The sequence below is a fragment of the Pseudomonas sp. P5_A12 genome (genome assembly GCF_056400685.1).
Genome location: NZ_JBFUKU010000428.1, coordinates 1 through 3410, shown reverse-complemented (window position 1 = coordinate 3410; position 3410 = coordinate 1). Strand labels below are relative to the sequence as shown.

The window sequence follows — 3410 nt, the reverse complement described above, 5'->3', positions numbered from 1 at the left end:
GTTCCAAATGTTCGCAATGGAATGCACATGACCGACCTCAATCAAGTCAACGTCGCCGGCCTGTTACGTATGCGCGACGAGCTCAACGCCGCCGTGAACATCGCTCTGCCGCAAACCCCTGGTCAATTTGGCACCCGCTTGATCAAGGAGAAGTGGGGAGCAGATATTGATCCGCAGACGGCTTTGCTGGTCACGCTCGATTACGACTACAAGGGTCATCCTGCACAGGACGGCATTCACCAGGGACAAGTGGCGAGTTCGCAATCGCTGCTGCAAGCGCTGCTTTGCAACTATCAAACCGTGGGTGACGGACGTTTCGCGGAATCCGCGTTTGGCCTGTACACCTCGCCGGACCTCGGGCCTTCCATTCGAATCGTGCAGCATGTCGACGAGTTCGCTAACCACGGCAGCGGCAATCACCAGACCTATGAAGGCATTTATCGGCAAACGACCCCGCAAACCTATAGGCCATCGACGCAGATCACCTTAAAACCCGCAGACTTCAAGAAATGGGTCTGGGAGCTGGATTTGCAGGGTTTGTACAACGCGTATCTCAATCAGGCGTGGCCGTCCGACGAGGTGCTTGTTGCACCGCAACCTTATGCGCTGAGGACCTCGGTCAAAGCGGTATTTGTCATGTCCGCCTGGTTACAGCGACAAGAACAATGCCTGAGTGAAGAGGGCCTGAAGTTCGCAATGCAGGTAGCAGGATTGCCGCTGGATCAGGAATGGGAAACCCTGACGCTCGAATCACTGCAAGCACCCACCCGTATGCCACCCACGGTCACGGCGAGCCGGTTAAAGCTGTATCGCTACAGCTCGACCGACATCTGGATCTTTCGTGTCGCCGCTAGCCCCCGGGTATTGATGTACATCCCGGGCAACTCTTCGCCGCTTCATGACTTCGCTGACGTCTGGCAGTTGCACCAATGGGTGGTCAAACAAAGCAACGCCAGTGCCACGAAACAGGCGCTGGCCGCACATTTTGTCGAAGACGATCGCCAGGACGGCACGTTCCACGCAGGTGTGCTGACTGCGCTGGACGGCATGGCGATTTACCCGAAAGAACACTGGCTGACGAACAATGCCGGTTTCTTCAACAATGATGGTTATTGGGACCCCGCCGAGTACATCGGCTTCGACAATCAAGACCCTGCGACCGATCCGTTTGCACAGTTGGTATTGAACATGAAGCAGGCGGCTTGGGAGAGCGTCAAATCCATCCGGGACGACGCGCAAGTCAACCGTGACAATTTGAGCTCGGTTGTCGAACCGCTCGTGCAATGGATAAACCAGTTTGGGCCTCTGGCCTTGTTTGTGCCGGGGGGAGAGGGCGTATTGGCGCTGGCCGGGCTCATCGACGCTGGTTACGGGCTGGATCAGGCCGTGAACGGTGAAACGTCGAGCCAGCGCAAAGAGGGCGTAACGCGCACGGTGTTTGGCTTGCTCAATGCGCTGCCGCTGGCCGGCGCGGGGGCGGATGTTAGCGTTGGAAGGGCCGAGACCGAAGCACTTGGGCCAAGTGAGCACGTCGCCATCGCAACGCCGGTCGAGGTAAGTGTGGCAGCGCCTTCCGGGTTATCGCGGCTGGAGTTGATTCGCGGCATTGGCCCCTCGGTCGCGTCATTCAGCGATGAAGTCCTGGCGCAGATAGGCAAAGTCAGCGCAGTCGACGACGACATGCTGCGCTTGATGAACACCGGTCGGCCACCGACGCCGTTGCTGGCTGACACGATCAGCCGCTTCAAGCTCGATCAGGTGCTGGGTCCGGTCGGTCAAACCGGGTTTTTCAATAGTCGTTACGCTGCGCTACARCAATCGGAGCATGAATGGGTCCAGCTGTTTCAACGCCAATACCCGGGGCTTCCCAAAAATGCCATCGAGCACATGCTCGACCGTTACGGCGTAGACATCCGCGCGACGCCCGCCGTCAGCGAGGTCAAGCAAGTGTTCAAACGCCTGGACAGCAAGGCCCGTCAGTATCAGCAGCATGTGCGCCTGAATCGTGCCTACGAAGGCCTTTACCTTGGGTCGGTCGCCAATGCCGAGACGGACGCGCTGGCTTTGCACTCGCTTCAGAATGTGCCCGGGTGGCCCAAAAATCTCCGGATAAACATTCTTGACCATTCGCCTTCCGGGCGGATCCTGGACAGCTGCGGTCCGCTCGACGCGGCAAATACTCGAATCCTTATCAGGGCAGAGGACTGCTATCAGCCCCCGGCCTTGCCATCGGACTTCTACGAGGCTGTCCTCGCCATCCTGTCCAAGGACGAACGCTCGGGGTTACACCTGACTTCTGATGATCCCGCCAATGAGTTGCGACTCAAGGTCGGCGTGGTGGCACTGCCTCGCTCGCAAACCCTGCAGGGGTTGCAAAGGATGGACAGCGGGCTGCCGTTTGAGCCTCAGGGGTTGCGCGGCGGAGGTTATCCGTCGACGCCTCAAGGCGAAGCCATGACCCACGAGATGATGAGGTTGCAGGTCAAGGGCATTTATCCCGATTTCACCGATGCCCGGGCCGATGAGGCATTGCAACGCGCGGGAAATAATACGCAGGCTTACATCGATGGATTGAAGCAGCAGTTACAGCAACTCAACACCGACCTGAACGGTTGGGTAGATCAGGTTGCCGATGATGTCCATGAGATGGACCTTCCGTTTTTGGCGGTTGGCGATGTGGCGGCGGCGGGTTTGAGCCCGGCACAAGTTACGACCTACAACATCCAGCTTCTGATGGAGGAGATGCAGGACGAACGGGCGCTCAGGACCGAGCTTGCGGAGGAACTGGTTGCTATTTGGCAGAAGCGAGGAACGGAACCGCGCACCACGCTGGATATGAATTTTGAAAACTATCACCGATTGCCTGCATTGAATGTCAGGTTCGACGATGTAACCGAGCTATTGATGCGAGGCTTTCACCTGACCGAGCAAGACAGTCTCAATGGGTTTCTCGAGTGCTTCCCCAACCTTGAGATTTTGTGTCTGGACGATGTGGACTTGCGTCATTTCTTCGTGGCAGGCGATGCAGGCCGCGCTTTACCGCCGGCAATCGAGCAATTGACACACCTTCGCTCATTGAACCTGCGTGCAACACAGCTGGTGTTCAGTGAAAGCGCCGCTTCACAACTGCGTGACCTGACCCATTTGCAAACGTTGGACTTGAGCGACAACCCTTTGGGTGTGCCACCGCTGGTGATGGGCATGAACGAGTTGCGTCAGCTCAACCTGAGAAATACTCAAATCACCCGATGCCCGATCGGAATCAAGGATGAGCCTTATCTGACGTCTCTCGATTTACGGGATAACCAGATCACCCGGATACCGCCAGCAATCATAAACCAGGCAGTTGAAGATGATCGTGTATTGATATTGGGGAATCCGCTGACAGACGAAGACACGCTACGCCGATT

General features: G+C 57.1%; 1 protein-coding gene. It reads left to right on the top strand.

The features are described 5' to 3' along the window. Nucleotides 1-27 precede the first annotated feature (27 nt). A partial coding sequence (locus AC1DSG_RS29270; RefSeq protein ID WP_477793984.1) for a dermonecrotic toxin domain-containing protein occupies nt 28-3410 on the top strand: 3383 nt, incomplete at its 3' end.